Genomic DNA, 26,798 nt, shown 5'->3' on the forward strand with positions numbered 1-26,798 from the left:
TAAGGAGAGGATATAAATGAAGCAAACAAATCAATTTCCCAAAGGTTTTTTATAGGGTGGCGCGATTGCTGCCAACCAAGTAGAAGGTGCTTGGAATGCGGATGGCAAGGGTTTATCAGTGGCAGATGTTGATACCTATAAACCGAAAGCTTCCAATAAAGACTATAATGCACATGTAGCGACAGATTTAGCAACAATTCAAAAAGCGATCGAGGATCCAACAGATACCTGGTATCCCAAAAGAAGAGGAATTGACTTTTACCATCGTTATAAAGAAGATTTAGCATTATTTGCTGAGATGGGTTTTAAAACATTACGTGTTTCTATTGCTTGGTCTAGACTCTTTGCTACTGGAGAAGAATTGGAACCTAATCAAACTGGGGTCGAGTTTTATAAAAATTTATTTGCAGAAATGAAACGGTTGGAAATCGAACCGATTGTGACCCTTTCTCATTATGAAATGCCTTTAGCTTTAAGCGTCAAATACAACGGTTGGGTTGATCGCCAGATCATAGACTATTTTGTTCGTTTTGCCAATGTTTGTTTTGATGAGTTTGGGCAATATGTGAAGTACTGGTTGACATTCAATGAAATCGATAGTATTCATCGTCATCCTTTTAAAACAGCCGGTGTTATTGAAGAAAAATCTGCTCCTGGTGAAGAGGTACAAGATGTTTATCAAGCGTTGCATCATCAATTTGTTGCCAGTGCGCTAGTAACCAAAGCAGCACATGAAAAGATTCCAAACGTTATGGTTGGTTGTATGTTAACCAAATTAATGACATACCCATTAACTTGTGATCCGCAAGATGTGGAGCTTACTTTGAAAAAGAATTTGGAAAATAACTTCTATGCTGACGTTCAAGTTAAAGGAGAATATCCGAAAATGATTGAACGCCATTTGGAAAATGAAGGTATCCATATTGCGATGGAGTCAGATGATCGTCGCATTTTGAAAGAAAATACGGTTGACTTTATTACCTTTAGTTATTACATGTCAATGGCAGAATCTGGGAATCCACAAGCAGAACGTACACCGGGCAATACCGTACTGGGCGTGAAAAACCCACATTTGCCAGAAACCGATTGGGGTTGGCAAATCGATCCACAAGGATTAAAGATTTCATTGATTGATTTATACGATCGCTACCAATTGCCTTTAATGATTGTTGAAAATGGGATGGGCGCCATAGATACAATTAGTGCGGATGGTAAAATTCATGATGATTATCGAATGGATTATTTCCGTGCGCATTTTAAACAAATGAAAGAAGCAATTGATGAGGGCGTTGATTTGATTGGTTATACCAGTTGGGCGCCAATCGATCTAGTGAGTGCGGGAACTTCGCAAATGTCCAAGCGTTATGGATTTATTTATGTCGATGCTGATGATGAAGGCAATGGTAGTTATGATCGTATGAAAAAAGATTCATTTGGTTGGTATCAAAACGTTATTCGTACCAACGGCGCTGCACTGTTTGATGAATAGAACTAGGAGGAAGTTAAAGTGCTGACTATCAAGAAAGTACTAAATTCTAGTGTTGTGTTAGCTACCAAAGATGGAGCAGAAATGATTGTCCTAGGGAAAGGTATTGGTTTTGCTAGAAAAAAAGAGGAACAAATTGATGAAAATGATGTCGATAAGATATTTATTCCCTTAAATGAAAGCAAAAATGAATATATTCTAGAATTAATCGATGACATTCCCCTGGCCTTTTTTGAGCTGACCAAAAAAATTGTTTCGCTAGCAGAAGAAAATTTAAATACAAAATTGAATAATAACATTTTTCTTACCCTAACGGACCATCTTCATTTTGCTCTTGATCGTTATCAAAATGGCATTAATATCGCTAATCGTTTATATTGGGAAATAAAAAATTATTACCCCAAAGAGTATGCTGTTAGTACGCAAGCAGTAGAAATAATTAACCAATCCTTTGATATTAATTTGCCCCAAGAAGAAGCAGCCAATATCGCTTTTCATTTAATCAATGCTCAGTCAGAGAGTGAGTCGACAGATAGTTTAGAATCCGCCAAAATGATTGGTGGCATTGTGAATATGGTGAGGTATTCAATTCAGACTGAAGTTGATGAAGACTCGGTGCATTATCTGCGTTTTATTACTCATGTTAAATATTTTGTTGAACGATTTTACACAGGAAAATTAATGGATGATGAAGGTGGCAGTGCATTATATAAACAAATGTGGACGTTGTATCCTTCGGCCATGGAAATTGGTATCAAAGTACAAGACTATCTATATAAAATGTATGATAAAAAAATTTCGGAAGAAGAAGTCGTTTACTTGGGCGTTCATATTAATCGCTTAATGAATAAAAGTAGTTAGTACTGGCAAAATAGCAATCAATGTACGAATGTCGACTTTTAGTATCTAGAAAAAATAAATTGCAATCGTTATTCGGATGACTTTGATAAAGTGTATGAGAAGCTTCTTTTCGTAAGTTATTAGATTTGTTAATCCGCTAATTGAAACAATTCCTTAAAATTTCACGTAAAATATGGTGTAATAATAAAAACAATACATGGAGATGAACAATATGGATCATGTAGTACCAGTATCAGAATTGAGGTCGTATAACCAAATGTTAAGCGAAGTACAGGAAGGGCCACATGTCGTTTTGACGAAAAATGGGTATGCAAAATATGTTGTTACTGATTATGAAGAGTGGCAAAAAATGAAAGCAACGATCGATTTGTTCAGTGAACTGCAAAATGGCGTTCAATCGCATAAGGTTGAACCATCATTATCTCTTGATGAACTGAAATCGCATACAAAAGGTTCATGAAATGAACAGTAAAAAGTATAGGATTCATTTTTTTAAACTTTTAAAAAAGAATCGTCATAATTTCTCCATATTTTATAGGTACATTATAAATATCCCAACAAAACACCCTAAAAACACTTTTTCATTTTTACTCCTTTCCCGCTAGCTACTAGCTAGCGGGTCTTTTGTGCGCTCGGCATGGGCGATAACTTGGTGGTGAAAGTCCACTACAGGCTTGGCAGTAGGAACTGTTAGCCAAAAGCAAGGATGTCCATCGCGAGGTGGAATCTGAAGGAAGCTGGAGGCAAACACTCGCACTGACGAACAGGAACTTCATAAGAAGGCTGGATTGGGACGGATGAGCTTGCAAAACAAAGCAAAGTCCGATACTGCCCGAATCCTATCCAGTAAATGAAGCAGTGAGATGAGTGGAAGGTGATCGCGCCTTACCCGAGGAGGTCTATCGAGCGAATGCAATCAATCGTAGTAACAACGAATCGATAGAAGTCAGCCGAGGTCATAGTAGTATCTTACGATACGAAGGACTGAACAATAATAACTTTGAAGTAAACAAGGAGGTGGATGTGCTCACCAGGACCGCAGCCAATACCGTGGTAAAGACCGAGAGGTAGCTCACTCATGGAGGGATAAGCTGGAAGCAAAAGAGGAAATGAGGAGCGCGTAAGGGAGCACGACAATCAAATGAAGAACCAAAGTGGCTATCCATTAATGGACGAACTCGTAAGTTCGATGAATATTGATCGAGCCATCGAGAAAGTAAAGAAGAACAAAGGAGCACCAGGCATCGATGAGATGACCGTATTTGAAATCAAGGAACATCTAAACAAATACCGACAACCTTTTGTTCAAAAACTGAAAGAAGGGACTTATCGTCCTCAGCCCACCAAACGGGTAGAGATTGATAAGAAAGACGGCAAGAAACGAAAGTTGAGTATTCCTGTCGTACGAGACCGCGTGGTACAACAGATGATTTTACAAGTCATTACCCCTTTGATCGACCCGACCTTTTCTAAAAACAGTTATGGATTTAGACCTGGAAAGAATTGCCAACAGGCAATCGATCAAGCAGGAAAATATTATGAAGAAGGCTACAATGTGGTCGTGGATTGTGACTTAAAAAGTTATTTCGACACCATCAATCATCAGAAACTAATGCATCGTATGCAATGGTATATCGCTGATAAAGAAATCCTTCAATTAATCTGGAATTTTCTCAATGCGGGCGTACTAGACGGGGAAATTATCCGTTCTACACCTCAAGGAGCCCAACAGGGCAGCCCCTTATCTCCACTTTTAGCCAACGTCTATCTTGACCAACTAGATAAGGAACTCGAAAAGAGAGGGCATCGTTTTATCCGCTACGCCGACGATTTTATCGTGCTAGTACAAAGTGAACGAGCCGCCCAAAGGGTTCAAGAAAGTGTCACCCAGTTCCTGGAAGGAAAGTTACGACTCACGGTAAACCAAGAGAAGAGCCAAATTGTAAAGGCGCATCAATTGGAATACCTCGGATTCCGTCTGAGGAAAGATAAGGGAAAGTAAAGAGCCGGCCCACAGCGTCGGCCAAACAAAAGTTCAAGAGACAGTTAAAGAAACTGACCAATCGGAAAAGATCGGGAAGCCTAGACGAAATTATCTCATCGATCAATCAATATACGCAAGGTTGGATTAACTATTATAAGAAAGGGGAACTAAAGGCTTTCTTAGCGAAACAAATGACCCACTTACGTAGAAGATTGCGCGCCCTTATTTGGAAAAGATGGAAGAAAGTGTCAACAAAATATCGACAACTGAAAGCAAGAGGGGCTTCTCACAGAGAAGCCATGACTTATGCAAATAGTCGAAAATCGTATTGGCGTATTTCCGAGTCTAAACTACTCCACCGAATCTTTACGAAAGAAAAATTCAAACAATGGAAACTCAAGGATTTCAATGAAATCCTTGAGAAATAAGCTTAAATTATTGAACCGCCGTATACGGAACCGTACGTACGGTGGTGTGAGAGGACGATGAATGAAATAATCATTCATCTCCTACTCGATTCCTTTTTCCAACTGCAGCCTTTGCAGAAGAAATTGAGAATATACAAGCCCCCATTGGGTTTATGGCACTGTTATCGATTGTTCCGCTGATTGTTGTATTGGTTTTACTATTTATGAAAGTAGATATGGTTATTGCCGGTTTAGTCGGCGGTGTGATTGCAATGATTATCGGTGGGATTGGTCTAGCTGAGGCAAATGAGCAACTTTTAGAAGCGATCCCGACTATGTTAGGTATTACGGTCCCTATTATTAACTCGGCTATCGCAATGGCTGTTTTTAAATCAGGCGGCTATTCGGCAGCGCTAACTTTGGCTAAAAGAGGGACGAAAGGCAGAGTAGAGTGGGTCGCTGTTTTTATTGTGATTTTGCTGGCTGCTGCGACTTATATGTCAGGGATTGGTGGCGGTAGTGCCATGGTTATTGCGCCTTTAGCCTTTGCAGCTGTAGGTGTAGTTCCAGAATTGATTGCAGCCATGTCGCTAGCTGCTGCGGTTTCTTTTACAACTTCACCCGCATCTTTAGAGTCAAGTATCGTTTCGCAATTAGGAGAATTTGAAGTTGCTGATTATGTTTCTACAATGCGTCCTTACTGGCTGTTATTTGTGGTCATCGCGATGGTTTTAGCTTTTTGGGGAACCAAGCGTCGTAATATCGGTTTTAAAGAAGAAGAAAACGATGAATATGCAGAAATGAGTAATGGCAAGCTATGGAAATTTACTTTTCCAGCGATTTTTCTCCTATTTTCCGTTATTTTAGGGCCTTTAGTCAATGATCTGATTGGTTTCGAAATTTTCACTCCGATTGTTTATATGATCGTTACTTTATTTTTAATTTACTTATGTACTGATTTTTCATTAAATAAATCTGTGGATGCGATGGTTGACGGTTCAACTTACATTTTAACCCGATTATTCCAAGTGGGGATTTTCCTGGCGTTTATTAATGTGATTGCACAAACAGGAACATTTTCAGTTATCGCTGGACTGGCAAATACGGCCCCGAATGCTGTTGTGGTGCCCGTAGCTGTTCTGACAGGTATTTTAATTGGTGTGCCAGCTGGAGCATATGTTGGATCCGTATTGACTTTAGTTTTACCTGTAGCAGTTTCTTTAGGCTTTTCACCAATTGCATTGGGATTTGTTACAATGGGTGTAGGCATGGGAAGCCAAATGAGTTTTGTAAATATTACTATGCAAGCACTTTCTTCAGGGTTCCAATTACCGATTCTTGAAATTGTTAAAGGGAATGTAAAATGGATCAGCACGGCAAGTGTTCTACTATTAATTATTTCGTTTATTTTTGCTTAATATAAGCTTTTCTAAGGAGGATGCAAAGAATGGATTTACTTATTAAAAACGCACGGATTGAAGATAATCAACCTTTGCAAGACGTCGCAATTGATCAAGGAAAAATTAGTGAAGTTGCAGACCATATTCAAAAAAAGGCAGACCAAGAAATTGACGCAGACGGACGTGTTTTAGTTCCGGGATTTGTAGAAAGTCATGTGCATTTGGATAAAGCGTTAATCTCAGATCGTCGACCAAATAAATCAGGAACCTTACAAGAAGCAATTACCGTTACTGCAGAATTAAAGCCAACATTTACCAAAGAAGATGTGGAAGAACGTGCAAGAAAAGTATTAGATATGATTATAGCACATGGAGTTACAGCAATCCGTTCTCATGCTGAATTCGACCCGGCTCAAGGCTTTACCGGTTTTGATACCATTTTGCAATTGAAAGAAGAATATAAAAATTTAGTTGATATTCAAATTGTTGCATTTCCACAAGAAGGCATTTTTAAAGCCCCCGGCACCGATAAAATGATGTATGAAGCTATGGAAAAAGGTGCAGATGTTGTCGGCGGTATTCCGTATAATGACGCTCCAGCGAATGAACATATCGATTTAATTTTTGAAATTGCCAAAAAATATGATAAAGATATCGACTTACATCAAGATTTTAGTGACGAAGCTGATCATATGTCAATTGAATATCTATGTAAGAAAACGATCAAAGAAGGATATCAAGGTCGCGTGACAGTTGGTCATATTACAGCACTACACGCTTTACCTGATGAAAAATTAAATCCTATTATTGCTTTAATGAAAGAAGCGAACATCAGCGTTGTTTCATTGCCGCCAACCGATCTACATCTAGGAGGACGTCATGATGAGTATAATGTTCGTCGAGCGGTTACGCCAATTCGTAAATTGCGTGATGGCGGCGTAAATGTTTGTATTAGTACAAATAATATTCGAAATGCTTTTACACCTTATGGTAATGGTGACATTTTACAAAGCGCAATGTTGGCAATTCCGGCAGCACATTTAGGCGGAGCTGATGATATTGAAACAGTTTTACCCATGATTACGACAAACTCAGCGAAAGCGATGGGATTGGCAGAGTATGGCATTAAGCAAGGGAATAAAGCCGATGTGGTATTGCTTGATACAAAAGTGGTTAAAGACGCGATTATCGATATACCAACTCGTTTATACGTGATTAAAAACGGGCGTATTACAGTTGAAACCAAAAAAGAAGTGAAGATTTTTCGGTAAAAGATAGAAGAAGCCTAGCAGTTGTTGTTAGGCTTTTTTTATACAATTGAAGCAAAAAAAGGAAGCCTAGCAAATACTAGGCTTCTAGTTTTTCTTTTAACGCTTCTGTAAGTGTTTCAGAAAAGTTGATATCAGCAGCGTCTGCTTTTTCAGCAAGGTCCACAGGAATCGTAGTATTTTTTCTAACGACGGGCTTTTTAACTTTTTTAGCAGCAGCAATTAAATCTACTGTAATAAAGCTAACAATTGCATGAGGATATTCTTGTTCCACTGTTTTTAGATCAGACGATTCAGGTAGTTCTTTTTCATCATATAGCATTAGTTCTAGTGCTTCAGCACCATGAGCTAACGCTTGTGCTACACCAACACCTTCTGAAAGAGCACCTGGAACGTCCGGGAAACTAACACTGTATTCGCCTGGTTTATTTTCGCTATCATCTAATACGGCGGGATAAGCTACAAAATGTGTTTGTGCCATGATGATTCCTCCTTATTTTTTTTAAAAGGTAAGAGGGCTATTTTAGCCCTGCCTGCTTTAGGATGTTGTTGTAAGTGCCTGGCTTTATTTCGTCTTTCAAGCTACTGTATGGGACTGATACTTTATGACCTTTATTATCTTCAAATCTGTGATGGTCACCTTTTATTCTTGTTTCAGCGAACCCATATGTTTTGAGTAGCTTAATGACCTGTTTAGCTGTTTGAGGCATTTACTCAACTCCTTCCTATAATTAGATTGTATGCGCGTTATGCGCATAAGTCAATAAAAAACAAGGAATTTTTGCGAGAAATTAGTATTTTCCGTCCTTTAAAATAGTTTGAAATCGTTTAAAATGAACAAAATTTCAAGCTTTTCATTTACATTTGTAAAAATCGTTGGTATTATTTTAATTGTAAACAATTGAAAGGGGATACAGAAATGGAACTTACAAAAGAAGAATTAGCGACTTATTTGGATCACACGAATTTGCAACCCAATGCAACGAAAGAACAAATTCAACAAACTTGCGAAGAGGCTAAAGAATTTAATACAGCGGCTGTTTGTGTGAATGCTTATTGGACATCCTTTGTTGCCAAAAGATTGGCTGACACGGATATCAAAACTTGTGTAGTGGTTGGTTTTCCTTTAGGCGCAACGACGGGTGAAGCAAAAGTTGCCGAAGCTGAATCTGCTATAAAAAAAGGCGCTGATGAAATTGATATGGTAATTAACATTGGTGAACTTCTTAGTGGTGATGACGCAGCGGTTGAAGGGGATATTGTAGCAGTTGCTAACGCTGTTCACGAACACGATAAAATACTAAAAGTGATTATTGAAACCTCATTTCTTGATCCGGATCATATCGTAAAAGCTTGTCAATTAGCTAAACATGCAGGGGCAGATTTTGTCAAAACTTCGACAGGGTTCAGTTCAGCAGGCGCCAAAACAGAAGATGTCCGCTTAATGCGTGAAACCGTGGGGGATCGTTTAGGCGTTAAAGCTTCTGGTGGTATCCATAGTTATGAAGAAGCGATCGCGATGATTGAAGCTGGCGCTAGTCGTTTAGGTGTTAGTGCTACCAAGAAAATTTTAGCTTGAGGAGGCAGACAACAGATGAGTTACAAACGAGTTTTTACGATTGTATTAGATTCAGTAGGAACAGGTGCAGCACCTGATGCCGATAAATTTGGCGATGAAGGTTCTGACACCTTAGGTCACATTGGAGAAGCTTATGAAGGAAAACTAGCCTTGCCGAATTTACAAAAATTGGGACTTTCAAATTTACGCGAACAAGCCATTGAAGGAGTACCCGCGGTGGAAAATCCATTGGGCTATTATGGTAAAATGACGGAAATTTCGGCCGGTAAAGACAGTATGGATGGCCATTGGGAAATGATGGGATTGCCTGTGATACAGCCGTTAGACTTTTTCCCAAATGGTTTTCCTGATGAATTACTAGCGAAGATTGCTGATTTTTCTGGACGCAAAATTGTGGGGAATCTGCCAGCTTCAGGAACGAAAATTATTGAAGAACTAGGCGAACATCAATTAGAAACTGGAGATCTCATTATTTATACTTCTGGCGATTCGGTTTTACAAATCGCTGCTCATGAAGAAGTCATTCCATTAGATGAATTGTATCGGATTTGCGAATATGCCCGCAGCTTAGTTAATGGGCCTAAATACACACTAGGTCGTGTGATTGCACGCCCTTACGTGGGAACGAATAAAGACAACTTTACTCGAACTTCGCATCGCCATGATTATTCATTGGAACCAACTGGAAAAACCGATCTGGATTACTTACAAGCGAGTGGTATAAAAACAATTGGCATCGGCAAAATCAATGATATTTTTTCCGGTAATGGATTGGATGAAGTCTATCATAATGAGGATAATATGGATGGCATGGATCATGTTGATCATGTAATGAGCCAAGATTTCACCGGTTTTTGTTTTGTGAATTTGGTTGATTTTGACTCAATGTATGGCCATCGTCGTAATCCAATTGGTTTTGGCCAAGCCTTGATGGATTTTGACCAACGCTTAGCGACTGTATTAGAACAATTAAAAGAAGATGATTTATTGCTCATTACCGCAGATCACGGCAATGACCCTGGTTTTAAAGGAACAGATCATACTAGAGAACAAGTACCGCTTTTAGCTTACTCACCTAGCATGGAAAAAAGCGAGAGCTTAGGTATCCGCGCTACTTTTTCAGATTTGGGCGCAACCGTTCTAAATAACTTTAATGTCAAAGGTTCGGGTAAAGGAACCAGCTTTTTGCAAGAATTGATTTAGAAGATGGTGTAAAAAATGGCACAACAGGACGAAAAAGCCAGACTGAAGCAAGCACTGACCGTTGCCAAGCTTTATTATGAAGAAAATCTGGGACAAGCGGCGATTGCAGAAAGACTGCAGATTTCACGGCCTACCATTTCACGTTTTTTACAAGTGGCGAAAGAAGCTGGTCTAGTTAAAATCAAAGTGGAAAACCCCTTTGTCGATTTCCAAGCACTGGCAGCAGTCTTGTCAGAAAAGTATGCTATGGACATTCAGGTGGTACCTGACCAATATCAAGAACAAAAGACTATGTTGGATCGTTTAGGCGCTTATGCCGCTGCCCACTTAACGCAAATTGTTCAACCGACAGATGTGATTGGCATCGGTTGGGGAAAGACTATTCATGCGGTAACTTCTCACTTAGAAAAACAAGAAATTACAGGCGTTCAAACGGTCCAGTTAAAGGGAAGTTTTAGTTTTGGCTTTGAGAAAACTTATGCCTATGAAAGCTTGAATGAATTAGCCGCTGCTTTTAATGCACAGGCACAATATTTACCTTTGCCCACTTTCTTTGACAACCAGACTACAAAAGATCTCGTAGAACAAGATCAATTTATCAAATCGATTTTGGAGCTTGGCAAACAAGCCAATATTGCTTTATTCACAGTGGGTTCTGTGCGCAAAGATGCTTTGCTTTTTAACTTAGGTTACTTAGACGAGAAACAAAAAGCAAGCTTACGCGAAAAAGCCGTGGGTGATGTTGTGTCACGTTTTATCGATTGCAAGGGGCAATTGGTCAATCAAGAGTTAGACAGTCGCACAGTGGGCATCGAACTGGCAGAATTGAAAAAGAAAGAGCATTCTATTTTGGTAGCCGGTGGAGCTAAAAAAACAGCAGCCGTCCATGCGGTATTAAAAGCAGGATATGCTAATCAAGGAATTTTTGATGCTGTTTTAGCGCAAAACTTGATGGATTGCGATTGACCGATTTAGTGCAAAGAGAAAGCTAAGGTAAACGATCATGGTTTATCTTAGCTTTTTTGTAGTTATTTACTCAAGTTTCGCACATGTAAAATGATATTAAACAACGGTCTTATCAACTCTTAGGTCGAAAAAAGTCCTGATATTGACTGCCTACCTTTTTATACAAAAAGAACTCCTTTTGTTTTATAATTGATTTAACCACAAACCAAAAACAAAGGAGTTCTTGCCTTTATGGTACACTTAAAAGCTATTAAAAATCAATTACCGAATGAAATAAAAGCCCTTTTTTCTGAATTAAAAGTCACGCAATTTTTAAAACAAGCCCATATGGAAAAGCAAAAAGGGTATTCGGTGGCTATTCTATTCACTTTTCTCTTTAGCCTCGTCTTTAAAGGAAAATCCTTAAACCAAGTTCTCAGTGGGCGGGAAAGCGACCAATACATGAAAAAAGATACCGTGTATCGATGGATGAACAATCCCCATAACAACTGGCGTCTGTTTTTACTTCGGTTTAGTGCGTCTGTCATCGAAAAGCTCCATTCTTTAACGGATACGAAAACCCATATTCGGACGTTGATCTTGGATGATTCGACGTTTTATCGTAATCGAAGCCAAGAGGTACCAGGCTTAGCTCGTCTTTGGGATCATGCGCTCAAACAAGGATACAAAGGGTATCGTATGCTTACTTTAGGGTTCTCCGATGGCTATTCTTTCATTCCGATTGATTTCGGGTTACTATCCGGTAAGAAAAAAGTGAACCAAACAATAGCAGAAAAAGATCAACGAACCGTAGGAGCCAAACGATTCAACGAATCAAGTCGTAAAATGCCCGAAGTGGCACTTGAGATGGTTCAACGCGCCTTGAACCAAGGGATTTACGCCACCCATGTGTTGATGGATAAATGGTTTACTTCCCCTAAAATGATAGACCAATTACACGATATGGGGATTCACACCATTGGGATGGTGAAAAATGGAAAAACCAAATACCTTTTTCATCAACGTTTATACAAGCTGGAAGAACTTTATGCCAAATCTACGAAAGAATATACACAAGAAGCGATTATTTCCTCGATTGTGGTGAAACCAAGCTCCGGCAAAAATCCCGTGAAAATCGTTTTTGTCAAAAATCACAATAAGAAAAGTGCTTGGTTGGCGATTATGACCGATGATCTGGATTTATCTTCCCAAGAAATGGTCAAAACATACTCGGCGAGATGGGACATCGAGACATTTTTTAAGGCATCGAAATCATTGCTTCATCTGACTAAAGAAACACAAACGCGACATTATCAAGCCTTAATTTGTCACACCACCATTGTGTTCACACGGTATATTTTATTAAGCTGGCAGCAGCGCTGTGCCAATGATGAGCGGACCTTAGGTGGCTTATTTTATGAACTGGGCGATCAAATAAAAGAACTCGATTGGTCCGCTGCTCTTATCGAATTAGTACATATTATTCAAGCGGTAAGCGAAGAATCAGGAAGCCAATTACAAGATTTTATTACAAGTCAACTCCAACACTGGGTGGATACTCTGCCCCGTTATATCAAGGCTTATCTCCCAGATTTGGTGTGCGAAACTTGAGTTATTTATTTAAAAAGAAGGTAAATTTGTGTATCCTTATACAAAAGGGGAGCAAATTTATGAGAGAACTATTGAGAAAAAATTGGCTAAAAATTGTCGTTGTATTTGTCCTAGTTTTGCTTGTCCTCATCTTTGTGGGTCTTCCTTATTTTAATAGTGCGGCAGGGCCTGATAATGATAATGAAGAGGTGAACGCTGATGACACTCGTATCGCTGCAATCGGTGATAGTATTACTTATGATTTGTATGTTGCTGCTAGTGAAGATGACTTTTATCCACAACAATTAGACGATTTATTAGGCATGGCTATGTGGTTCATAATTTCGGCGTGTCAAACTATGCTGCACAATCTTCTAGTGATTTTCCTTATGAAACAACAGAGGAGTATCAAAAAAGTTTAGACTTTAATCCTGAGATCGTCATCATCATGTTAGGCACAAATGATACCAAGGCAACGAACTGGGACGGGTCCGAACAGTTTAAGGAAGAATATATTGAGCTGCTTGAAACTTATCAAAATTTATCGAGTGTTTCTAGAATTATTCTAGCTTCGCCACCTCCAGCATTTATCGACAATGAGGTAACCATTAGCGGTTCTATTGATCCTGGCGTTATGGTAAATGTACGGGATACAGTGGAAGAGGTCGCCAACGAATTTGACTTAGAATTTGTCGACGTATATGAAAAAATGACCGGACATTCTGAATATTTCCCAGATGGTATCCATCCAGATGAAGAAGGATCAGCAGAATTAGCGGATATTTTTTATCAACAAATCGTTGATGAGGCGGATTAAAGGTTAGAAACGCAGTTACTGCTCGTGGCAAAAATTCAACGATTTAATTAAAATTTAGCAATGTTTCATGTCGTATACCATTAATTACTCATTATACTATATCAAAAACGCACGTTAATTTATCTTGCAATGTAGTTTCAGGTTTAATTTTTCCTATACTGTCAGCGTTTAGCAGCTGCTATTTAAAAAAACGTTCTATCTTTTTATCTGTGAAAATGGTATCATTAAAAAATAAAGAGCGTTGAGTTACACATTGTGTATAATTCTCCAAGATTCTTCTCTCAACGCTCTTTTTTTATTAGCCAACAGAGAAAGTTTTCTTGGTTATAAAAACAAAGATAATCTTTATGATTTTAGAAAAGAATCATCATAAATTATTCATATTTTTTGGTTACATTATAAACATACCAACGAAATAACCCTAACAAACACTTTTTCATTTTTAACTCCTTTCCCGCCAGTTACCCGCTGGCGGGTCTTTTTGTGTCTAAAAAGTAAAAACCGAACAAAATTATCAGTATATTCGATATTTTCAGATAATTATATTGCAATTTAAATCTGTCTTATATATAATGATCGGTACATCAAAAAAACTGAAAATTTTCAAAGGAGTTGAGGAAGATGGAAGAAGGTTTATTACGTACTCATGAAAAATTTTTAGAAAATTGGTAAGAATTGAAAGGAAGCGAATGTTATGGAAGAAGTACTAACACCGAAAAGGTTTTTGAATAAAATACTAGCAGGTACGGCGACAGGAATTATTGTGGGGTTAATCCCTAATGCGGTGTTATCTGTAATATTAGGCGCATTTGGTGATAATTCATTTGCGGTTACTTGGACACAAACGACTGAACTTTTTCAAATTGCAACTCCAGCAGTCATCGGATTTTTGATAGGACTACAATTTAAATTAAATCCTATGCGGATGTCTGTTGTCGGTGTTGCGGCCTTGATTGGTTCTGGCTCAATCCAATTTAACGAAGAAGCAGGTGCATTTATTGGCGCAGGCACGGGTGATATTATCAATACGATGTTAACAGCAGCGATTGCTGTAGGATTGATTTTATTAATCGGTGATAAATTTGGTTCAGTTGAAATTATTGGTATTCCCATTGTTGTTGGTACCGGTGCAAGTTTAATCGGCCTTTATTTATATCCTTATATCACAACGATCTCTGCAGCAATTGGAACTGCTATTAATACATTTACGACCTTACAACCTGTTTTAATGAGTATTTTGATCTCTTGTTCGTTTGCACTGTTAATTATCTCCCCAATTTCGACGATTGCAATTGGTTTAGCGATTCAATTAGACGGCGTCGCTGCGGGTGCTGCAGCAATGGGCGTTGGTGCGACTACAATTGTTTTGGTTGTTAATTCATGGAGAATCAATAAATCAGGGATTACCATTGCTATTGCTTTAGGTGCAATGAAAATGATGATGCCGAATCTATTTCGAAAACCCATCATTTTGGTTCCGTGCTTTTTCACGGCCATTGTATCTGCACTCCCCGTTGCTCTTTTAGGCATTACTGGGACACCTTCTTCTGCAGGCTTTGGTTTAGTTGGTTTGGTAGGGCCTTTTGCAGCGATTGAAGGAGGACAAGCGCCAATCATGGCAGCCATTTGTTGGATTGTTATCCCTGCTGTGGCAGCGATTGTCTCACAATATGCCTGCGAGAAATTGTTTAACTTGTATAATCGTCAAGAAGTATTTGAATTTTTGGGCTAATCTCTTGCTCATTATAAAAACTCCCTCAGAAGTTAGAGCTTACTCTACTTTCTGAGGGAATTTTTATAGATTGAATACTTTTTTTATTCATCTTCTAACCAATCATATTCTAAAAGTTGGTAGGTATTTTTATCGATAGGCACCCATAAATTCGCTTGCGAAATTCGCAGCATAACTTCCCAAAACACGGTGTCTTTGCGCTCTGTTGCGCTGAGATTTAAATATAGGTAATGTCCGTCCTTTGCTTTGGCAATAATGAATGGATAGAATACTTTTCTTATTTGTACAGAAATCACTGGCGTTTTTGTTAACATTTTAAACGAACACATCCTTTCTTGTTGCTATTAAATACTTTACCTTAAATAGACGAAAGATCGCTAGTTAGGTAACGATAACTTTATTTTGTTTACGGCATCTTAAAATTCTTGCGTAAATGGTGAAAATAAATGTAAGAGGAATTAAATTTAAGGAGTGTTTGCAATGTCCATTTGCTTTTTCATTCAGTCTAAAGAATGCTACAATTTAAGTAGTAGCAATAATAAATCATATTTATGAAAGGGTAAGCTGATGACAGAAACCAGGTTAGTTGTAAGTGACATTGATGGAACGTTACTGAATTCTTCTCATGAAATAACTGATAAGACGAAAAAAATCGTTAAAAAGTTGGATGAAAAGGGAATAGAGGTTGCTTTAGCTTCAGCTAGAGCGCCTAAAGCGATGGATTATTTAGCTCATCAACTAGCACTCCAAACGCCTCTTGTTTGTTTTAATGGCGCTTTAATTGTGCAAAAAGAGCAGGACCAATTGAATACGTTATATAGTTTGGCTTTAGAGCAACGAGATGCTTTGCTTTTGTATCAAACGATACGTGCAAAATTTCCTGACGTTTGTTTTAATGTTTATTCCAATCATCATTGGTTTGTTGAGCAAGAAGATTTTTGGACAAAGCAAGAAGCAGCTATTTCGCAAGTAACTCCGGAAGTGATCTCATTGGAAAAGTACTTAAAAGAAAATTATCCCGTTCATAAGGCGTTATGTATGGGGGCTCCTAGTGAAATCGATCGTTTACAATTGGAAATTGAAAGTATGAATATTACGGGTGTTGCAGTGAATAAATCAAAGGATACTTATTTGGAGATTGTTCAGCAACAAGTCTCCAAATTAACGGCGCTACGCTTTTTAACTAAGCAACGCGCGTTGTCATTATCTAACACGCTTGCTATAGGGGATAATTATAATGATATGCCGATGATTCAACATGCCGGAATCGGCATTGCAATGGGAAATTCTCCCCGAGAAGTAAAACAAGTAGCTGATTTGGTCGCTCCAGCTAACGATCAGAATGGCTTTTACCATGGGATTAATGAAAGTTTACGTATATTTTCTTAGTAGCTAGCTTCGGATACATACTCTAAACGAGGAGGCCTAATTATGAAGAAACAGGAAGAAATCATAATCAACGACTTTTATTTTACAGACGACGGCTCTATTCCTAATCATCCGAGTTTTCCTTTATTAATTTATAAAAATGCAATTGAAGAAGAGGATGAACTTGAGCAAATACTTGCTCAAAATAATTGGTCCAATGCTTGGCGCAATGGCGTTTTTCCTTATCACCATTATCATAGTAACTCGCATGAAGTTCTGGTAGTTGTTGGCGGCAGTGCATTATTGCAAATGGGTGGTGAAAATGGCAAGAAGGTGGAAGCTGAACGCGGTGATGTATTGATTTTACCAGCTGGCACGGGGCATAAGTTATTACAAAAAGCAGCAGGTTTTTCAGTGATCGGTGCTTATCCCAATGGACAAGATTTTGATATTTGTTATGGTAAAAAAGAAGAACGATCGGAAAAATTAGCTAATTCAAGTTTCGCACACCAAATCTGGGAGATAAGCCTTGATATAACGGGGCAGAGTATCCACCCAGTGTTGGAGTTGACTTGTAATAAAATCTTGTAATTGGCTTCCTGATTCTTCGCTTACCGCTTGAATAATATGTACTAATTCGATAAGAGCAGCGGACCAATCGAGTTCTTTTATTTGATCGCCCAGTTCATAAAATAAGCCACCTAAGGTCCGCTCATCATTGGCACAGCGCTGCTGCCAGCTTAATAAAATATACCGTGTGAACACAATGGTGGTGTGACAAATTAAGGCTTGATAATGTCGCGTTTGTGTTTCTTTAGTCAGATGAAGCAATGATTTCGATGCCTTAAAAAATGTCTCGATGTCCCATCTCGCCGAGTATGTTTTGACCATTTCTTGGGAAGATAAATCCAGATCATCGGTCATAATCGCCAACCAAGCACTTTTCTTATTGTGATTTTTGACAAAAACGATTTTCACGGGATTTTTGCCGGAGCTTGGTTTCACCACAATCGAGGAAATAATCGCTTCTTGTGTATATTCTTTCGTAGATTTGGCATAAAGTTCTTCCAGCTTGTATAAACGTTGATGAAAAAGGTATTTGGTTTTTCCATTTTTCACCATCCCAATGGTGTGAATCCCCATATCGTGTAATTGGTCTATCATTTTAGGGGAAGTAAACCATTTATCCATCAACACATGGGTGGCGTAAATCCCTTGGTTCAAGGCGCGTTGAACCATCTCAAGTGCCACTTCGGGCATTTTACGACTTGATTCGTTGAATCGTTTGGCTCCTACGGTTCGTTGATCTTTTTCTGCTATGGTTTGGTTCACTTTTTTCTTACCGGATAGTAACCCGAAATCAATCGGAATGAAAGAATAGCCATCGGAGAACCCTAAAGTAAGCATACGATACCCTTTGTATCCTTGTTTGAGCGCATGATCCCAAAGACGAGCTAAGCCTGGTACCTCTTGGCTTCGATTACGATAAAACGTCGAATCATCCAAGATCAACGTCCGAATATGGGTTTTCGTATCCGTTAAAGAATGGAGCTTTTCGATGACAGACGCACTAAACCGAAGTAAAAACAGACGCCAGTTGTTATGGGGATTGTTCATCCATCGATACACGGTATCTTTTTTCATGTATTGGTCGCTTTCCCGCCCACTGAGAACTTGGTTTAAGGATTTTCCTTTAAAGACGAGGCTAAAGAGAAAAGTGAATAGAATAGCCACCGAATACCCTTTTTGCTTTTCCATATGGGCTTGTTTTAAAAATTGCGTGACTTTTAATTCAGAAAAAAGGGCTTTTATTTCATTCGGTAATTGATTTTTAATAGCTTTTAAGTGTACCATAAAGGCAAGAACTCCTTTGTTTTTGGTTTGTGGTTAAATCAATTATAAAACAAAAGGAGTTCTTTTTGTATAAAAAGGTAGGCAGTCAATATCAGGACTTTTTTCGACCTAAGAGTTGATAAGACCGTTGTTTAATATCATTTTACATGTGCGAAACTTGAGTTAGCTAATATAAAAAAAGTTTCTTTGCCTGATCACGATCCAATTTATGGTAAGAAAGGGAAACTATTTTCTTACTGGCAAGCAAATAATGGATGAAAATCAAGAAAATTGCTATTGAATTGCTGATTTAATTTAATCAGAATGAATTTGTCATAAATTCTTCATAAATTTTGGTTACATTATAATTGTACCAACAAAACAACCCTAGAAACACTTTTTCATTTTTAACTCCTTTCCCGTCAGTTACCCGCTGGCGGGTCTTTTTTTGTAAAAAAAGTTCGATGATTTTAATTTTTACTGAATCGAAATGAAATGGTCATAATTTGTTCAAAAAATTTGGTTACATTATAATTGTACCAACAAAACAACCCTAGAAACACTTTTTCATTTTTAACTCCTTTCCCGCCAGTTACCCGCTGGTGGGTCTTTTTTTGTAAATTGAACATTGCTAAGAGGTCCTGCTTTTTTGAGTTTCGAACATCATTATAGATGAGTTTTCTCCTAAAATGATTTATAGGCCAAAAGATAGGCAAAAAAGATTCCTTCAATCAAAATAAGAACTAGTTTCAGGGAAGTAACAATTGAGCTTATCGTTATTTGTTTAAAAGAGAGGAATTTTTTATGTATTGCTAAAAAATAGTCGTACGTTAAAGGGAGCGAATTCAACGGAGAATATGCTATAATGAAACAAATTTGATAGAAGCAGAAAGGTAGGAGAAAATGAAAGTAAAAAAAGCAGTCATTCCAGCAGCTGGTTTAGGAACACGGTTTTTGCCAGCCACCAAAGCAATCGCCAAAGAAATGTTGCCAATCGTTGATAAACCGACGATTCAATTTATCGTAGAAGAAGCGATGGCTTCGGGAATTGAAGATATTTTAGTGATAACGGGAAAGGCTAAACGCCCAATCGAAGATCATTTTGATGCTAACATAGAGCTCGAACAAAATTTGAAATCAACCGGCAAGACAGAGTTATTAAAATTAGTGGAAGAAACCACGGACATTAATTTACATTTTGTACGCCAAAAGCGTCCTTTGGGATTAGGCCACGCAGTTTTACAAGCCAAAGCTTTTGTAGGTGATGAACCTTTTGTGGTTATGCTAGGCGATGATATCACAAGTAACAAAGTTCCGTTGACAAAGCAGTTAATTAATGATTATGAAAAAACCAAAGCTGCAACCTTGGCTGTGATGCCAGTTCCCCATGAGGATACTTCAAAGTATGGCATTATTGAACCTAATGGAGAAGTATCTAAAGGCTTGTATGATGTCAATTCATTTGTTGAAAAGCCTGAACCGGATAAAGCGCCGAGTAATTTAGCTATTATTGGTCGTTATCTTTTGACGCCGGAAATTTTTAGCTTATTAGAAAAACAACAACCTGGCCAAGGTGGCGAGATTCAACTAACTGATTCTATTGATGAATTAAATAAAACGCAACGTGTTTTTGCCCAAGAGTTTACCGGCAAACGTTATGACGTTGGTACTAAAATAGGTATGCTCGAAGCTAATATTGAATATGGGTTGGATCATCCAGAAACGAAGGATGAATTAAAAACCTATCTGCAAGAACTGGCTGCAAAGCTATAATTTGAAAGACAAAGAGTGGATTTTATGGTCAAACAAGATCATAAAGTCCACTTTTTGGTTAATCGCTTTCATTTTTGGGTAAGCTTTTTGCATTAAGCCAATTCTCAATGACGATGGCATCGTGAATTTCCTGATATTTTCGGTGGAAATCATTAGCAAATCCGGGAATATGCTGATATTGCACATTTTTAGTGATTTTTCTGGTTACTCTTGTTGAGCTAATTCCTAGATATTCCAGTAAACTCATGGTCACATTGACAGGCTGTGTTTCCACATCACGTTTAATAATGCCATGGGTCAAAAAAGCTCGTTTCATACGGGTGAAAATGGGACGTTGCTGGCGATCAACGGTGATAGTAAAGTCATTTGTCAATTGAACAACGGTGGGGGCAGCACTTGATGCAGAGAACAGGTTTTCAATTCTTCCGGGATTAATCCAACTATACATTGTTGGACGGAAAGTTAAGCTAAACGGAATTAAGCTAAAATCGCTACTAGCAATTGGTATAGTATTGATTCCTTTGTCAAAAAAGAGTTTCAAAGTTCTTTTATAGCCTTCAAATTCCATATGTAAATGTTCATATAAACACTTTTCAGCTAGCAAATTTGCTGATACATCAACTAATCTTATGGCATCTTTATAAAGAACAAATGACTGCGTATAGTGTTCGCCGTAAGGAAGAATCGCATAAATCTCTTCTTTAAGACTTGCTTGAGTACTAATCGTGATTTCTTTGTACAACTGGTCTAAATCAATCGGTAAATAGGGCTGTTTGCTGCGAAATGCTAAAAGATCCGCTAATTTAGGAGCGAAGACTTCGTGCATGCTTTTTTTTCGGAACTTTTTGTCATTTTGGGGAAGTAAATCTTCTTCTGTGTAACCGTTCATTATTTCTCTCCTTTCTAATATTACACCCATTATATAATAAAAACGAAAAAAAGTAAGCGTTAGTGAAAAAAGTTCAAAAAAAGTCTTGTAATTAGTTTTGATTTAAGTAAAAATAAAACTAGGGTGTTATTGAATTTGTTGGAGGAGTGATGAAATGAAATACTGTGATCATTGTAAAATGGAGTATCCGGATGACCAAAATTTCTGTGAAAACTGTGGTAAGAATCTTGTTGAAAAAGAAGAAGTAAAAAGTGATGAGATCATTTGCCCTAATTGTGGGAAAGAAAACCAAGCAACTGCGCATTTTTGTGAGTTTTGTGGGACGAATTTACAAGAAAAACGCACTCAAGAAACGAAAACAGAACCTTCGAAATTTGTTTTGGCTTATCGTGCCCACAAAAAATTATATAATATTTTGCTGATTGCTGTTGTAACTTTACTTATAGTAGGTGTTGGTTTATATAAATATGGGGAAATTTATTACTCTAAAGAAAGTCAAATTGAACGTTATCAGGATTTATTAGCAGAAAATGATCCAGAAAAATTAGCGGATAGTGTTGTTTCTTCAGATAAAAACTTTAAACCTACTGCTCAAAATTTACGTGTGTTTACTAACTATACAAAAGATAATAAAGATTATAGCAATTATATCAGTAAAAGCTTAACTAATGAGAATGATAGTAGCCAAGACCTTTACATAAAAAATGATGGGAAATTTTTCTTTTTATTTGATAAATATGATTTGGTTTTACAACCCTTTTATTTTGACGTGGACACTAACGTCGAAAATATGGAGCTAGCGATTAATGATAAAAAAGAAGGATCTTCTGATAGTGAAGATTACAACTGGAAAGTAGGCCCTTTAGCTCCAGGAAGTTATCAATTAGACGGAACCTTTGAAAATAATGGGAATGATGAAAAGATCGAACAAAAAGTTGATCAAATAAATCGTGAAAATTTGTCAGATAACGGGAGTCGTGAGCTGTCATTTGCGGCAAAAAAAGTAAAATTTGATGTTAATTCAGATATTTCATCGGGCGAATTGTTGTTTAACGGGCAATCGATTGGCACAATTAAAGATGGCCAGTTAAAAAATGCCAATTTTATTTGGAATGAAGATGGAAAATTACAAATTAAACAAAAAATGGAAGATCTGGAACTGCTCTCTGCACCTTTGGATTTTGATGGGAATAATTACTTAGAAAAGGATTATGATGAAAGTCAAAGTACTTTTCAACCAGAAAGTTTTCATATTTTGCCACAGACCAACGCGACAAGTGGGGACTTTTATATTAATGGTAAAAAGGTTGATACAATAGGCAAGGAAAATGAGACATATAGTTTAGATGTTGTCAAAACGCAACAACCTTATAAGGTACAATTAAAGCAAACATTTGGCGATTCTGAGGTCAGTTCAGACGAAGAAACAGTCAATCCCACTGATTACGTTGATACTGCGGCTTATGTAACATTGGATGTGGAAGAAGAAATCGATGAGTTTGATATTGAGATGCTTTTGGATGATTTGTATTTCGATGTTTCAGATTATACCGACGAGGATTTTGACTTCGATGATGCAGAGGCTGATGCATTAGCTGATTATTTTTCAGGTGGGAAAGAGAATGAGGAATATGTAGATTTTAAGGATAATTTTATTGTTCCATCAAGAAAGTCGGACAAAAAAGATTACGTTATTTGCTATTTAGAAGAGGTAGAAGACATTGAACGCACAGGAGAAAATAGTTATGATGTGCAATATGTGGTAAACTATGATACGAATTATAGTGACGATACGGATAATGCGGATCAATATTTTCGTTATAAAAAAGCGAGTTTTGTAGTAGAAGATGGCGATTTGCGTATTAAAGACCTTGGTGGTTCGGATAATTTTGAAGAAGTATCAAAAAGTGATTATGAATAAGTAAAGTTAGGGGATTAAAAATGAAATATTGTATTAATTGTGGCGCTCAGATAAAAGAGGAAGCAAAATTTTGCCCAAATTGCGGGCAGGACCAAACCAAATCAGTTAAGGAGGAGCAGACGTCTGAATCATTTGCAGATAATGAAACAGTCCAGCAAACAATTGCTTTAAGCAAAAGCTATTTTGGTTATTTTATGGAAAAGCTGCGTCGTCCGTCTAGTGATTTGACTGGGAATTTGACGTATTTTGGCTATATTTCAATGGGAATTTATTTGTTGCTGCAAGCTTTATTGTCGACAATGATCATTTCAAGAGGAATAGGTGCGGTTAATCAATTTTTGGCTATGATGGGCGCTTATGATTATGGCTATGACCCTTTTGGCACAGATTTGGTTAATGGAGTTGGTTTTTCTTTCTTTTTACGAATATTTATTTTCTATCTATTGGCTTTAGCAATTACAGTGGTTATAACTTATGGAGTTGAAAGAATAACGTTAAAAGATACAGTTTCCTTTAACCAGACTGTCAATCAATTGGCTAATTTTTTAAGTGGTATTAACCTATTCTTGCTGCTCTTTGCTTTTGGGTTATTTATCCGCTTGTTTTCACCTATAATTTGTTTGATTATTATGCTGCTTGCGCTTTCACTTTTCCAATTCTCAATTATTTTTGCCGTTAGTCATAATGCCCAACAAAAGAAAGCAAAAATTGCTCCTTTTTATATCGTTCTTCTCATTTTTGCTTTGAATTTGATTATTAACTGGTTTTTAATTATAGCGACGATTGGTTAAAATAATATGCAAGATTTTTGTCCCCAGATTAATTATCTGGGGGTTATTTTTTGCCTTGTAATCCTCTGATGGGTTTGTTCACTAAAATACAAATGTAAACTTTTATTGAAAACAAAATAAAAAAATAAGAAAAAAGTATTGAAATTATAAGGGAAACAGTGTATTATAATAAGTGAATTAATTCACAAAATAAAATGATCGAGACGTACGACGGAAGAAGAAATTATTTTGGAGGAGATTTTTGATGGAAAAAACAGTGCAACGTACTGAACAAAAAGTTACGGTAGATAAGCAAACAAAAGAAGAAGCTGCTCGTAAATATACAGATACATTAGTGGAAAAAGCTTTAAAAGCAGAACAAGAATTTGCTAGCTTTACCCAAGAACAAGTAGATAAAATTGTCAATGCTGCAGCGTTAGCTGGTTCAGAAGCGGCTTTAGAGTTAGCCCATGAAGCAGTCAATGAAACAGGCCGTGGGGTTGTTGAAGATAAAGATACCAAAAATCGTTTTGCAACTGAAAATGTTTACCACTCCATTAAAGACGATAAGACAGTGGGCGTAATTGGAGAAGATAAAGTTTTAGGTAGTGTAAAAATTGCTTCCCCTTTGGGCGTTTTAGCAGGAATTGTTCCTACGACGAATCCAACGTCAACAGCGATGTTTAAATCACTGATCTCCTTGAAAACGAGAAACGCCATCGTCTTTGCATTTCATCCGCAAGCTCAAAATTGTTCCGTGCATGCGGCAAAGATTATTTATGATGCAGCAGTAAAAGCGGGAGCACCGAAAGATATTATTCAATGGATAGAAACGCCGTCGCTTGAAAGTACCTCTGCTTTAATTCAAAATCCGAAAATTGCTTCGATTTTGGCCACAGGTGGACCTGGGATGGTAAATGCCGCATTGAAATCAGGAAACCCATCGATGGGCGTAGGTCCTGGTAATGGCGCCATCTTTGTCGACCATACAGCTGATATTAGCCGAGCAGTAGAAGACTTATTATTATCCAAGCGTTTTGATAACGGAATGATTTGTGCTACTGAAAACTCAGCCGTTATAGAAGCTCCGGTTTATGATGAATGGTTAGAAAAAATACAAGAAAAAGGTGCTTATGTGGTACCTAAAAAAGATTACAAAAAAATTGCTGATTTTGTTTTTAATGATAATCATGGCGTTAATGGTGCAGTGGCAGGCATGCCAGCTAGCTGGATCGCTGAACAAGCAGGCGTTAAACTATCAAAAGGAAAAGATGTTTTGTTATTTGAATTAGACGCTAAAAACATTGGGGAAAAATTGTCTTCTGAAAAATTATCACCACTGCTGTCTGTCTATAAAGCAAAAGATCGTCAAGATGGAATTAAGATTGTGGATGATTTGTTGAATTACCAAGGCGCAGGACACAATGCTGGTATTCAGATCGGTTCTCAGATTGACCCATTTGTTGAAGAGTATGGAGAAAAAACGAAGGCTTCACGTGTGATCATTAATCAACCAGATTCAATTGGTGCAATCGGGGACGTTTATACCGATGCTTTAAAATCAAGCCTAACCTTAGGAACAGGATCATGGGGGAAAAATTCATTGTCTCATAACTTATCAACAGAAGATTTATTGAACATCAAAACAGTTGCTAAACGTCGTAATCGTCCGCAATGGATTCGTTTACCGGAAAAAGTTTATTATGAAGAAAATTCCATTTCGTACCTACAAGATGAATACGAAAAAATAGAACGGGCATTTATTGTGGCTGACCCGGGTATGGTGCAATTTGGCTTCGTTGATAAAGTATATGAACAGCTAGAAATTCGTGATGATCCAGTCAAAACATCAATCTATGGATCTGTACAACCCGACCCTACTTTAGGTCAAACGATTGAAATTGCACGACAAATGCAGGCCTTTAAGCCAGATGCTATTTTAGCAGTGGGTGGAGGTTCAGCTTTAGATGCAGCTAAAATTGCTCGTTACATCTATGAGTATTCGATTGATCAAGCGCCTGGATTTTTAGATAGTTATGAAAAAGTAAGTGAAGTATTTGTGCAATTACAACAAAAATTCTTAGATATCCGTAAACGTATTGTGAAATTCCATCACTCGGAACATACAAAACTGTTTGCCATACCGACGACTTCAGGAACCGGCTCAGAAGTAACGCCGTTTGCCGTTATTACGGATGATCATACCCATGTGAAGTATCCATTGGCTGATTATGAATTAACGCCACAAGTAGCTATTGTTGATCCTGCGTTTGTAATGACAGTGCCAAAAAGAACCGTCGCTTTGTCAGGACTGGATTCATTGTCACATGCTTTAGAGTCATATGTTTCCGTTCTTTCGTCAAATTTCACTCGTCCTTGGGCATTAGAAGCCATTAAGTTAATCTTTGAGAACTTAGAAACGTCTTATAATTATGATCCAAAAAATCCAACCTTAGAAGGCGAAGCTGCTCGTGAAAATATGCATTATGCGGCAACGCTTGCTGGGATGTCATTTGCCAACGCATTCTTAGGAATCAATCACTCGATTGCCCACAAGATTGGCGGCGAATTCGGCTTACCACATGGGTTAGCTATCTCGATTGCGATGACTCACGTCGTTCGCTTCAACGCAGCGACTGGGAATGTTAAGCGCACGCCGTTCCCACGTTATGAAGTCTACCGGGGACAAAAAGATTATGCTGAGATTGCACGTTATCTAGGATTAAAAGGAACCACAGATGGTGAGTTGGTTGAAGCATTATGTGCGAAGATTGATGAATTAATGAAAGCAGTCGAAGTAGAACCAACGCTTTCAGCAAATGGGGTTACGAAACAACATTTCAATAAATCAATTGATCAACTTATTGACTTAATTTACAACGACCAATGTACTTCAGGTAACCCACGACAACCTTATTTAGAAGATTTACGTCAATTATTGATGGACCAATTTTAAAGAAAATGGAAAAGCG

General features: G+C 37.7%; 25 protein-coding genes. 20 read left to right on the forward strand and 5 right to left on the reverse strand.

What is annotated here, in order from left to right:
* Positions 1 to 64: 64 nt before the first annotated feature.
* From C7K43_RS12020 to C7K43_RS12060, 7 genes are all read left to right on the forward strand, one after another.
* Positions 65 to 1,489, forward strand: a complete 1,425-nt coding sequence (locus C7K43_RS12020; protein ID WP_226996798.1) for a glycoside hydrolase family 1 protein — start codon at positions 65 to 67, stop codon at positions 1,487 to 1,489.
* A gap of 18 nt (positions 1,490 to 1,507) precedes the next feature.
* On the forward strand, positions 1,508 to 2,347 hold the full coding sequence (locus C7K43_RS12025; RefSeq protein ID WP_124007052.1) for a PRD domain-containing protein: 840 nt from the start codon (positions 1,508 to 1,510) through the stop codon (positions 2,345 to 2,347).
* Between the two features lie 211 nt (positions 2,348 to 2,558).
* Positions 2,559 to 2,807 (forward strand): type II toxin-antitoxin system Phd/YefM family antitoxin, encoded by a 249-nt coding sequence (locus C7K43_RS12030; RefSeq protein WP_124007053.1) that lies wholly within the window; start codon positions 2,559 to 2,561, stop codon positions 2,805 to 2,807.
* Between the two features lie 681 nt (positions 2,808 to 3,488).
* Positions 3,489 to 4,349, forward strand: a complete 861-nt coding sequence (gene ltrA, locus C7K43_RS12045) for a group II intron reverse transcriptase/maturase (protein ID WP_124005095.1) — start codon at positions 3,489 to 3,491, stop codon at positions 4,347 to 4,349.
* 53 nt (positions 4,350 to 4,402) lie between these two features.
* Positions 4,403 to 4,759 (forward strand): group II intron maturase-specific domain-containing protein, encoded by a 357-nt coding sequence (locus C7K43_RS12050; protein WP_124007220.1) that lies wholly within the window; start codon positions 4,403 to 4,405, stop codon positions 4,757 to 4,759.
* A 152-nt stretch (positions 4,760 to 4,911) separates the two neighbouring features.
* Complete coding sequence (locus C7K43_RS12055) at positions 4,912 to 6,156, forward strand: citrate transporter (RefSeq protein ID WP_168712008.1); 1,245 nt, start codon at positions 4,912 to 4,914, stop codon at positions 6,154 to 6,156.
* A 29-nt stretch (positions 6,157 to 6,185) separates the two neighbouring features.
* The gene (locus tag C7K43_RS12060) at positions 6,186 to 7,409 is read left to right on the forward strand and encodes an amidohydrolase family protein (protein WP_168712009.1); all 1,224 of its coding nucleotides are present in this window, start codon (positions 6,186 to 6,188) and stop codon (positions 7,407 to 7,409) included.
* A gap of 76 nt (positions 7,410 to 7,485) precedes the next feature.
* Here the strand turns inward: C7K43_RS12060 and C7K43_RS12065 are convergent, their stop codons facing one another.
* On the reverse strand, positions 7,486 to 7,887 hold the full coding sequence (locus tag C7K43_RS12065; RefSeq protein WP_124007055.1) for a type II toxin-antitoxin system HicB family antitoxin: 402 nt from the start codon (positions 7,885 to 7,887) through the stop codon (positions 7,486 to 7,488).
* Between the two features lie 37 nt (positions 7,888 to 7,924).
* Positions 7,925 to 8,116 carry a type II toxin-antitoxin system HicA family toxin gene (locus C7K43_RS12070; protein WP_124007056.1) on the reverse strand — a complete coding sequence of 64 codons (192 nt, stop codon included), beginning with the start codon at positions 8,114 to 8,116 and terminating at the stop codon, positions 7,925 to 7,927.
* 209 nt (positions 8,117 to 8,325) lie between these two features.
* Here C7K43_RS12070 and deoC point away from each other — a divergent pair, with 209 nt between their 5' ends.
* The 7 genes from deoC to C7K43_RS12105 all read left to right on the forward strand — a co-directional run bounded on the left by deoC (position 8,326) and on the right by C7K43_RS12105 (position 15,272).
* On the forward strand, positions 8,326 to 8,985 hold the full coding sequence (gene deoC / locus C7K43_RS12075; protein WP_124007057.1) for a deoxyribose-phosphate aldolase: 660 nt from the start codon (positions 8,326 to 8,328) through the stop codon (positions 8,983 to 8,985).
* A 15-nt stretch (positions 8,986 to 9,000) separates the two neighbouring features.
* On the forward strand, positions 9,001 to 10,188 hold the full coding sequence (locus C7K43_RS12080) for a phosphopentomutase (RefSeq protein ID WP_124007058.1): 1,188 nt from the start codon (positions 9,001 to 9,003) through the stop codon (positions 10,186 to 10,188).
* 15 nt (positions 10,189 to 10,203) lie between these two features.
* The gene (locus C7K43_RS12085) at positions 10,204 to 11,154 is read left to right on the forward strand and encodes a sugar-binding transcriptional regulator (protein WP_124007059.1); all 951 of its coding nucleotides are present in this window, start codon (positions 10,204 to 10,206) and stop codon (positions 11,152 to 11,154) included.
* Positions 11,155 to 11,385: 231 nt separating this feature from the next.
* Positions 11,386 to 12,744 (forward strand): IS4 family transposase, encoded by a 1,359-nt coding sequence (locus C7K43_RS12090; RefSeq protein WP_094243264.1) that lies wholly within the window; start codon positions 11,386 to 11,388, stop codon positions 12,742 to 12,744.
* 59 nt (positions 12,745 to 12,803) lie between these two features.
* Positions 12,804 to 13,145 (forward strand): SGNH/GDSL hydrolase family protein, encoded by a 342-nt coding sequence (locus tag C7K43_RS12095; protein ID WP_124007060.1) that lies wholly within the window; start codon positions 12,804 to 12,806, stop codon positions 13,143 to 13,145.
* Positions 13,073 to 13,540 carry a GDSL-type esterase/lipase family protein gene (locus tag C7K43_RS12100; RefSeq protein ID WP_157977755.1) on the forward strand — a complete coding sequence of 156 codons (468 nt, stop codon included), beginning with the start codon at positions 13,073 to 13,075 and terminating at the stop codon, positions 13,538 to 13,540. The genes C7K43_RS12095 and C7K43_RS12100 overlap by 73 nt, the downstream gene beginning before the upstream one ends.
* A gap of 694 nt (positions 13,541 to 14,234) precedes the next feature.
* Positions 14,235 to 15,272, forward strand: a complete 1,038-nt coding sequence (locus tag C7K43_RS12105) for a PTS sugar transporter subunit IIC (protein ID WP_124007062.1) — start codon at positions 14,235 to 14,237, stop codon at positions 15,270 to 15,272.
* Between the two features lie 83 nt (positions 15,273 to 15,355).
* On the opposite strand, the gene C7K43_RS12110 is transcribed toward C7K43_RS12105, so the two are convergent.
* Positions 15,356 to 15,586 carry a hypothetical protein gene (locus C7K43_RS12110; protein ID WP_124007063.1) on the reverse strand — a complete coding sequence of 77 codons (231 nt, stop codon included), beginning with the start codon at positions 15,584 to 15,586 and terminating at the stop codon, positions 15,356 to 15,358.
* Positions 15,587 to 15,839: 253 nt separating this feature from the next.
* On the opposite strand from C7K43_RS12110, the gene C7K43_RS12115 reads away from it, so the two are divergent.
* Positions 15,840 to 16,661 carry a Cof-type HAD-IIB family hydrolase gene (locus C7K43_RS12115; protein ID WP_124007064.1) on the forward strand — a complete coding sequence of 274 codons (822 nt, stop codon included), beginning with the start codon at positions 15,840 to 15,842 and terminating at the stop codon, positions 16,659 to 16,661.
* Between the two features lie 42 nt (positions 16,662 to 16,703).
* On the forward strand, positions 16,704 to 17,231 hold the full coding sequence (locus tag C7K43_RS12120; protein WP_124007065.1) for a cupin domain-containing protein: 528 nt from the start codon (positions 16,704 to 16,706) through the stop codon (positions 17,229 to 17,231).
* Here C7K43_RS12120 and C7K43_RS12125 read toward each other — a convergent pair.
* Complete coding sequence (locus C7K43_RS12125) at positions 17,136 to 18,494, reverse strand: IS4 family transposase (protein WP_094243264.1); 1,359 nt, start codon at positions 18,492 to 18,494, stop codon at positions 17,136 to 17,138. The genes C7K43_RS12120 and C7K43_RS12125 overlap by 96 nt on opposite strands.
* A gap of 882 nt (positions 18,495 to 19,376) precedes the next feature.
* On the opposite strand from C7K43_RS12125, the gene galU reads away from it, so the two are divergent.
* Positions 19,377 to 20,246: a UTP--glucose-1-phosphate uridylyltransferase GalU gene (galU, locus tag C7K43_RS12130; RefSeq protein ID WP_124007066.1), complete on the forward strand. Its 870-nt coding sequence runs from the start codon at positions 19,377 to 19,379 to the stop codon at positions 20,244 to 20,246.
* 58 nt (positions 20,247 to 20,304) lie between these two features.
* On the opposite strand, the gene C7K43_RS12135 is transcribed toward galU, so the two are convergent.
* Positions 20,305 to 21,135 carry a hypothetical protein gene (locus C7K43_RS12135; protein ID WP_124007067.1) on the reverse strand — a complete coding sequence of 277 codons (831 nt, stop codon included), beginning with the start codon at positions 21,133 to 21,135 and terminating at the stop codon, positions 20,305 to 20,307.
* Positions 21,136 to 21,289: 154 nt separating this feature from the next.
* Between C7K43_RS12135 and C7K43_RS12140 the strand changes: the two genes are divergently transcribed.
* From C7K43_RS12140 to adhE, 3 genes are all read left to right on the forward strand, one after another.
* On the forward strand, positions 21,290 to 23,056 hold the full coding sequence (locus C7K43_RS12140) for a zinc ribbon domain-containing protein (RefSeq protein WP_124007068.1): 1,767 nt from the start codon (positions 21,290 to 21,292) through the stop codon (positions 23,054 to 23,056).
* A gap of 20 nt (positions 23,057 to 23,076) precedes the next feature.
* Positions 23,077 to 23,847 (forward strand): zinc ribbon domain-containing protein, encoded by a 771-nt coding sequence (locus C7K43_RS12145; protein ID WP_124007069.1) that lies wholly within the window; start codon positions 23,077 to 23,079, stop codon positions 23,845 to 23,847.
* A 244-nt stretch (positions 23,848 to 24,091) separates the two neighbouring features.
* Positions 24,092 to 26,782 (forward strand): bifunctional acetaldehyde-CoA/alcohol dehydrogenase, encoded by a 2,691-nt coding sequence (gene adhE, locus C7K43_RS12150; RefSeq protein WP_124007070.1) that lies wholly within the window; start codon positions 24,092 to 24,094, stop codon positions 26,780 to 26,782.
* Positions 26,783 to 26,798 lie beyond the last annotated feature (16 nt).

This window comes from Tetragenococcus koreensis, from assembly GCF_003795145.1.
Taxonomy (GTDB): domain Bacteria; phylum Bacillota; class Bacilli; order Lactobacillales; family Enterococcaceae; genus Tetragenococcus; species Tetragenococcus koreensis.

Excerpts from the sequence above, each read along its gene's own strand:
- C7K43_RS12030 (WP_124007053.1), top strand. The coding sequence starts at position 2,559 with ATGGATCATGTAGTACCAGTATCAGAATTGAGGTCGTATAACCAAATG.
- ltrA (WP_124005095.1), top strand. The coding sequence starts at position 3,489 with ATGAAGAACCAAAGTGGCTATCCATTAATGGACGAACTCGTAAGTTCG.
- C7K43_RS12055 (WP_168712008.1), top strand. The coding sequence starts at position 4,912 with ATGGCACTGTTATCGATTGTTCCGCTGATTGTTGTATTGGTTTTACTA.
- C7K43_RS12060 (WP_168712009.1), top strand. The coding sequence starts at position 6,186 with ATGGATTTACTTATTAAAAACGCACGGATTGAAGATAATCAACCTTTG.
- C7K43_RS12065 (WP_124007055.1), bottom strand. The coding sequence starts at position 7,887 with ATGGCACAAACACATTTTGTAGCTTATCCCGCCGTATTAGATGATAGC.
- C7K43_RS12070 (WP_124007056.1), bottom strand. The coding sequence starts at position 8,116 with ATGCCTCAAACAGCTAAACAGGTCATTAAGCTACTCAAAACATATGGG.
- deoC (WP_124007057.1), top strand. The coding sequence starts at position 8,326 with ATGGAACTTACAAAAGAAGAATTAGCGACTTATTTGGATCACACGAAT.
- C7K43_RS12080 (WP_124007058.1), top strand. The coding sequence starts at position 9,001 with ATGAGTTACAAACGAGTTTTTACGATTGTATTAGATTCAGTAGGAACA.
- C7K43_RS12085 (WP_124007059.1), top strand. The coding sequence starts at position 10,204 with ATGGCACAACAGGACGAAAAAGCCAGACTGAAGCAAGCACTGACCGTT.
- C7K43_RS12090 (WP_094243264.1), top strand. The coding sequence starts at position 11,386 with ATGGTACACTTAAAAGCTATTAAAAATCAATTACCGAATGAAATAAAA.
- C7K43_RS12095 (WP_124007060.1), top strand. The coding sequence starts at position 12,804 with ATGAGAGAACTATTGAGAAAAAATTGGCTAAAAATTGTCGTTGTATTT.
- C7K43_RS12105 (WP_124007062.1), top strand. The coding sequence starts at position 14,235 with ATGGAAGAAGTACTAACACCGAAAAGGTTTTTGAATAAAATACTAGCA.
- C7K43_RS12110 (WP_124007063.1), bottom strand. The coding sequence starts at position 15,586 with ATGTTAACAAAAACGCCAGTGATTTCTGTACAAATAAGAAAAGTATTC.
- C7K43_RS12115 (WP_124007064.1), top strand. The coding sequence starts at position 15,840 with ATGACAGAAACCAGGTTAGTTGTAAGTGACATTGATGGAACGTTACTG.
- C7K43_RS12120 (WP_124007065.1), top strand. The coding sequence starts at position 16,704 with ATGAAGAAACAGGAAGAAATCATAATCAACGACTTTTATTTTACAGAC.
- C7K43_RS12125 (WP_094243264.1), bottom strand. The coding sequence starts at position 18,494 with ATGGTACACTTAAAAGCTATTAAAAATCAATTACCGAATGAAATAAAA.
- galU (WP_124007066.1), top strand. The coding sequence starts at position 19,377 with ATGAAAGTAAAAAAAGCAGTCATTCCAGCAGCTGGTTTAGGAACACGG.
- C7K43_RS12135 (WP_124007067.1), bottom strand. The coding sequence starts at position 21,135 with ATGAACGGTTACACAGAAGAAGATTTACTTCCCCAAAATGACAAAAAG.
- C7K43_RS12140 (WP_124007068.1), top strand. The coding sequence starts at position 21,290 with ATGAAATACTGTGATCATTGTAAAATGGAGTATCCGGATGACCAAAAT.
- C7K43_RS12145 (WP_124007069.1), top strand. The coding sequence starts at position 23,077 with ATGAAATATTGTATTAATTGTGGCGCTCAGATAAAAGAGGAAGCAAAA.
- adhE (WP_124007070.1), top strand. The coding sequence starts at position 24,092 with ATGGAAAAAACAGTGCAACGTACTGAACAAAAAGTTACGGTAGATAAG.